The sequence below is a fragment of the Kitasatospora sp. NPDC059577 genome (assembly GCF_042735475.1).
Taxonomy (GTDB): domain Bacteria; phylum Actinomycetota; class Actinomycetes; order Streptomycetales; family Streptomycetaceae; genus Kitasatospora.
The window spans coordinates 7,157-12,922 of sequence record NZ_JBHWBZ010000086.1; the positions used below are offsets into that span (position 1 = coordinate 7,157).

The window sequence follows — 5,766 nt, forward strand, 5'->3', positions numbered from 1 at the left end:
GCACGAGGTGCTGGCGGTCGCGGACGCGATCAGCGTCATCCGGCGCGGCACCACGGTCGGCGACGCCCACCCCAAAGCGGTCACCCCCCCCCCCCCCGCCCCGATGATTGTCGGCCCCGCGCTGCCCCCCCCCGAGAGCCCGCGGGCCCCCCACCCCGCCCCCGGGGGGGGGCGCGGCGGGCCCTCGTGCGTGCGGTCGTGCGGTGGTCCCGTTACTGGGCGGGGATGATCGAGGTCAGCCAGGTGAAGGCACCCGGCACCATCTTCTTCCACTGCTCGGTGGTGTGCGGGCCGGTGCCCTCCTCCACCTGGACGGTGGTCGGGGCCTTGGCGGCGGCGCGGATCGCCTCGCCGTCCTCGAAGCCGTCGCCCTTGGAGGCGCTGATCAGCATGGCGACCTTCGGCGGCTGCTGGGCGGCCTTGAGGATGTTGACCGGGTTGTTGGCCTCGCGCAGCTTCGGGTCCTTGCCGACCAGCGAGTCCTTCTCGTTCGCCGGGTCGTTGTAGCCGGACATCGCGATGGCGGCCCGGTACCGGTTGGGGTGGGCCAGCGACAGCTTGGCCGCGCAGTGCGCGCCGGCCGAGTAGCCGGCGATGGCCCAGCGGTCCGAGGACGGGTCGGCGCGGAAGTTGTCCAGCACCATCTGCGGGACGTCGCGGGTGATCCAGGCGTCGGCGTTGATCTTGCCGGGGATGTCGGTGCAGCCGGCGTCCTGGCTGTTGCCGAGCAGCACGGTGCGCGGCGAGACCAGGATGAACGGCGCCACCTTGCCCTGCTGCATCAGCGGCTTGAGCTGCTCGGAGACCTTGAGCGTGCCGTACCAGGTGGAGGAGGAGCCGGGGAAACCGGGGATCAGCTCGACCACGGGGAACTTCTTGTCCTTGTACGCCGGGTCGTTGTACTGCGGCGGCAGCCAGACCAGGACCTCGCCGTCGACGCCGGAGAGCTGACCCTTGAGCTCGGTCTTCTGCACGTCGCCCGGGACCAGCGGGTCGTTCACGCCGCCGAAGCTCTGCTTGACCTTGGGGTGTTCCTTGGCGGCGTCACCGCTCCCGGCGGCCTGGTCCGACGGCGGCACCGGGGGCACCGCCCGGACGTGGTTGCCGGTGCCGAGCAGGTCGTCCCAGTTGCCGTAGATCAGGTTGGCGTTGTTGACCATCACGAAGACCATCAGGACGGCCGTGACCTGGCAGAACATGATCATGACGATCCGGGAGAGGACCTTCACCGGCTCGGGGCCGCCGACCTTCCCCCAGAACAGCAACGCCACGGTGATGGACACCGGCACAAGAAGGACGGTGAGGAGGAAGAATGGCGTACCTGTCAGTTCCATCGCGTTCTCGTATCCGGGTCGCTCGCCGCCCGGGCCCCAGTCGCCCGAACGCACGTCAATGTCATCAGACGGCCGACGACCGATGATCGGTTGCCGTCCGATTCTGTGCGGAACCTGAGAGGAACATCACTTTCCGGTGATGAACCCCCTTCGGACCGGCGCCTAGTCTGTCACCCGGACGATGGCCGTCCGGACCAGATGTTCAGCGAACTTCCAGGAAAGGTCCCCCGCGGAACCTTACCTCCCAGGGCGTTCGCGCCGCCGGGCGAGGCGGTGCGAACGCGTAGAACCCGGCCAGGGAGACTATGGGGATGAGCATCACCCGCTTTCGCCCGTCCCCACGCCTCTGGCCCGTGTGCGCCGTCCTGGCCCTCGCGGTCACCGCCGCCGGATGCAGCAGCACCGGAGGCAGACGCGCCGAGGAGGCGCGCGCCAAGGCCGCGGCCGCCGGCGGCAGCGCCGTCACCACCCCGCGCTGGAAGGTCGCCATGGTGACCCACTCCGGTGCGGGCGACGCGTTCTGGGACACCGTGCGCAAGGGTGCCGAGCAGGCCGCCGCCAAGGACAACATCACCTTCCTGTACTCCAACGACGCGCAGACCCAGAACCAGGTCCAGCTCGTCCAGGCCGCCATCGACCAGAAGGTGGACGGCCTGCTGGTCACCCTCGCCAAGGGCGACGCGATGGCCGACGTCCTGGCGAAGGCCAAGGCGGCCGGCATCCCCGTGATCACCATCAACTCGGGCCAGGAGTACTCGCAGAAGTTCGGCGCGCTCACCCACATCGGACAGGACGAGTCCACCGCCGGCCAGGCGGCCGGCACCGAGCTGGCCGCCCGCGGCCGCAAGAACGTGCTCTGCGTCATCCACGAGCAGGGCAACGTCGGCCAGGAACAGCGCTGCTCCGGTGCCCAGGCCAAGTCCGGCGGATCCTTCCAGGTGCTCTACGTCAACGGCGTCGACATGCCCGACGCCCGCGCCGCGATCTCCGCCAAGCTCCAGGCCGACCCGGCCATCGACACCGTGCTCACCCTCTCCGGCGCGATGGCCGCCACCGGGCTGCAGGCCGTCCAGGACGCCCGCCGCTCCGTCGAGTTGGACACCTTCGACCTGGGCCCGCAGGTGGTGGCCGGGCTCAAGTCCGGCAGCGTCGGCTTCGCCGTCGACCAGCAGCCCTACCTGCAGGGCTACGAGGGCGTCGACCTGCTCTGGCTCTACAAGTCCAACCTGGACATGCTCGGCGGCGGCAAGCCGGTCGAGACCGGCCCGCAGATCCTGACCAAGGACAACGCCGACGCGCTCGCCGAGTACGTGGCGAGGGGGACCCGGTGAGCGGTCAGGACCTCCTCGCCCAGGACGGCCTCGCGCAGGACCGCCCGGCGGCCCTGCGGCGGATCCTGGCCCGCCCGGAGCTGGGCTCGCTGATCGCCGCCGTCGCGGTGTTCCTGGTCTTCGCCACCGTCGCCGGGCCGTTCCTGCGGGTCGGCTCGTTGGGCACCGTGCTCTACGCGGCGTCCACCATCGGGATCATGGCGGTGCCGGTCTCGCTGCTAATGATCGGCGGCGAGTTCGACCTCTCGGCCGGCGTGCTGGTCACCACCGCCGCGCTGACCTCCTCGATGGTCTCCTACCAGTTCACCGCGGTGACCTGGGTCGGCGTGGTGGTCTCGCTCGCGACCACGCTGGCGATCGGCTGGTTCAACGGCTGGATGCTCGGCCGGACCAGGCTCCCCAGCTTCATCGTCACCCTCGGCACCTTCCTGATGCTGACCGGCGCCAACCTGGGCCTCACCAAGGCGATCTCCGGCACCGTCTCCACCAAGTCGATCGCCGACATGGAGGGCTTCGAGTCCTGCCGCCGGCTGTTCGCCTCCGAGGTCACCATCGGCGGGCTGACGATCAAGGCGACCGTCTGGTGGTGGCTCGGCCTGCTGGTGGTCGGCAGCTGGGTGCTGCTGCGCACCCGCTTCGGCAACTGGATCTTCGCCGTCGGCGGCGACGCGGACGCCGCCCGCGCGGTCGGCGTGCCGGTCGCCCGGACCAAGACCGTGCTCTACCTGGGCGTCGGCTTCGGCGCCTGGGTGCTCGGCCAGCACCTGCTGTTCTCCTTCGACACCGTGCAGTCCGGCGAGGGCGTCGGCAACGAGCTGATCTACATCGTCGCGGCCGTCATCGGCGGCTGCCTGATCACCGGCGGCTACGGCTCGGTGGTCGGCTCCGCGCTCGGCGCGCTGATCTTCGGCATGGCCAGCAAGGGCATCATCTACGCCCAGTGGAACCCGGACTGGTTCAAGTTCTTCCTCGGCGCGATGCTGCTGATGGCCGCCCTGCTGAACGCCTACGTCAAGCGCCGGGCCGAACGGGGGCCGCGATGAGCACCGGAGCCGAGATGAACGACGAACTGCTCTCCCTCGACGGGGTCGGCAAGAGCTACGGCACCGTCCGGGCGCTGCGGGACGTCTCGCTGACCCTGCGGGCCGGCGAGATCAGCTGCGTGCTCGGCGACAACGGGGCCGGCAAGTCCACCCTGATCAAGATCATCGCCGGGCTGCACCGGCACGACGAGGGCACCTACGCCGTCGGCGGCGAGGAGGTCCGCTTCGACTCCCCGCGCCAGGCCCTGGACCGCGGCATCGCCACCGTCTACCAGGACCTCGCCGTCGTCCCGCTGATGCCGGTCTGGCGCAACTTCTTCCTCGGCTCCGAGCGCGGTACGCGCCGCTGGGGCGGGCTGCGCCTGGACGCCGACGGCATGCGCGCCACCACCCGGGCGGCGCTCGCCGAGATGGGCATCGACCTGCACGACGTCGACCGGCCGATCGGCACCCTCTCCGGCGGCCAGCGCCAGTGCGTGGCGATCGCCCGCGCGGTGCACTTCGGCGCCAAGGTGCTCGTCCTGGACGAGCCCACCGCCGCGCTCGGCGTCAAGCAGTCCGGGGTGGTGCTGAAGTACGTCACCGCCGCCCGCGACGCCGGCCTCGGGGTCGTGCTGATCACCCACAACCCGCACCACGCGTACCTGGTCGGCGACCACTTCACCCTGCTCAAGCGCGGCCGGATGGCGGGCAGCCACCCCCGCGCCGAGATCAGCCTGGAACAGCTCACCACCGAGATGGCCGGCGGCTCCGACCTCGCCGAACTCTCGCACGAGCTGGCCCGTCCCTCCCTTCCCGACTCCCGTGAGGAGCGTCCGCAGCCGTGACCAGCCCTCAAGGCACCACCCGGCCGCCCGTCCTGCCCACCCTGCTCGGCCTCGGCCCGCGCGCCGAGCGCCGCCGCCGGGCCCTGCCCGCGGGGATACTGCGACTGCCCACCATCGGCGTCGACATCGGCGGCACCAAGGTGGTCGCCGGAGTGGTGGACGGCGAGGGCAAGGTGCTGGAGAAGCTGCGCACCGACACACCGGACAAGAGCAAGAGCCCCAGGGTCGTCGAGGACGTCATCGTCGAGCTGGTGCTGCAGCTCTCCGACCGGCACGACGTCCACGCGGTCGGCATCGGCGCGGCCGGCTGGGTCGACGCCGAACGCTCCCGGGTGCTGTTCGCCCCGCACCTCAACTGGCGCAACGAACCCCTCCAGCAGGCGCTCAGCGAGCGGCTGCGGTTCCCGGTGATCGTGGAGAACGACGCCAACGCGGCCGCCTGGGCCGAGTGGCGCTTCGGCGCCGGGCGGGGCGAGGACCACATGGTGATGCTCACCCTGGGCACCGGCATCGGCGGCGCCGTGGTCCGGGACGGCTACGTCGACCGCGGCAAGTACGGGCTGGCGGGCGAGTTCGGGCACATGCAGGTGCTGCCCGGCGGGCACCGCTGCCCGTGCGGCAACCGCGGCTGCTGGGAGCAGTACTCCTCGGGCAACGCGCTGGTGCGCGACGCGCGCGAGCTGGTCGCCGAGGAGTCCCCGGTGGTGCAGCCGCTGCTGGCGCGGGCGGGCGGGACGGTCGAGGGCATCACCGGCCCGCTGGTCACCGAGGCCGCCCAGGAGGGCGACCCGACCGCCATCGAGCTGCTCTACGAGGTCGGCACCTGGCTGGGCGTCGGCATCGCCAACCTGGCCGCCGGGCTGGACCCGGGCCGCTTCGTCATCGGCGGCGGCGTCTCGGAGGCCGGCGACCTGCTGCTCGGACCGGCTCGGGACACCTTCCGCCGCACCCTCACCGGCCGCGGCTTCCGCCCCGAGGCCGCCATCGTGCACGCCGCCCTCGGCAACGACGCCGGTCTGGTCGGCGCGGCCGACCTCGCCCGCCAGGTGGCCCGGCGCTTCCGCACCATCAAGCGCCGCCGGGTGGAGCGCAGCGCCCTGTAGGGCGGGAACGGGGGATCACGGGGCGGGGGGGGGGGGGGGGGCCGCGCGCGGGGGCGGGGGGGTCGGGATGAACAACCCGCGTCTATAATCAGGAGAGAAAAAAAAATACCAGGGGCAACACACAAAAT

At 71.4% G+C, this 5,766-nt stretch carries 5 protein-coding genes; 4 read left to right on the top strand and 1 reads right to left on the bottom strand.

What is annotated here, in order from left to right:
• Positions 1 to 212: 212 nt before the first annotated feature.
• Positions 213 to 1,334 carry an alpha/beta hydrolase gene (locus tag ACFV0O_RS38460; protein WP_380349000.1) on the bottom strand — a complete coding sequence of 374 codons (1,122 nt, stop codon included), beginning with the start codon at positions 1,332 to 1,334 and terminating at the stop codon, positions 213 to 215.
• A 311-nt stretch (positions 1,335 to 1,645) separates the two neighbouring features.
• On the opposite strand from ACFV0O_RS38460, the gene ACFV0O_RS38465 reads away from it, so the two are divergent.
• The 4 genes from ACFV0O_RS38465 to ACFV0O_RS38480 are packed head-to-tail and all read left to right on the top strand — an operon-like array spanning position 1,646 to position 5,638.
• Entirely contained in the window at positions 1,646 to 2,665 is a 1,020-nt protein-coding gene (locus ACFV0O_RS38465; RefSeq protein ID WP_380349002.1) for a sugar ABC transporter substrate-binding protein, read from the top strand.
• Positions 2,662 to 3,708 (top strand): ABC transporter permease, encoded by a 1,047-nt coding sequence (locus ACFV0O_RS38470; RefSeq protein WP_380349003.1) that lies wholly within the window; start codon positions 2,662 to 2,664, stop codon positions 3,706 to 3,708. Before ACFV0O_RS38465 ends, ACFV0O_RS38470 begins: the two co-directional genes overlap by 4 nt.
• Positions 3,705 to 4,535 carry an ATP-binding cassette domain-containing protein gene (locus tag ACFV0O_RS38475; protein ID WP_380349005.1) on the top strand — a complete coding sequence of 277 codons (831 nt, stop codon included), beginning with the start codon at positions 3,705 to 3,707 and terminating at the stop codon, positions 4,533 to 4,535. The genes ACFV0O_RS38470 and ACFV0O_RS38475 overlap by 4 nt, the downstream gene beginning before the upstream one ends.
• Positions 4,532 to 5,638, top strand: a complete 1,107-nt coding sequence (locus ACFV0O_RS38480; RefSeq protein WP_380349007.1) for an ROK family glucokinase — start codon at positions 4,532 to 4,534, stop codon at positions 5,636 to 5,638. The genes ACFV0O_RS38475 and ACFV0O_RS38480 overlap by 4 nt, the downstream gene beginning before the upstream one ends.
• Positions 5,639 to 5,766: the final 128 nt, after the last annotated feature.

Bases quoted from the DNA above. Each gene is read 5' to 3' on its own strand.
- ACFV0O_RS38465 (WP_380349002.1), top strand. From the start codon at position 1,646: ATGAGCATCACCCGCTTTCGCCCGTCCCCACGCCTCTGGCCCGTGTGC.
- ACFV0O_RS38460 (WP_380349000.1), bottom strand. From the start codon at position 1,334: ATGGAACTGACAGGTACGCCATTCTTCCTCCTCACCGTCCTTCTTGTG.
- ACFV0O_RS38475 (WP_380349005.1), top strand. From the start codon at position 3,705: ATGAGCACCGGAGCCGAGATGAACGACGAACTGCTCTCCCTCGACGGG.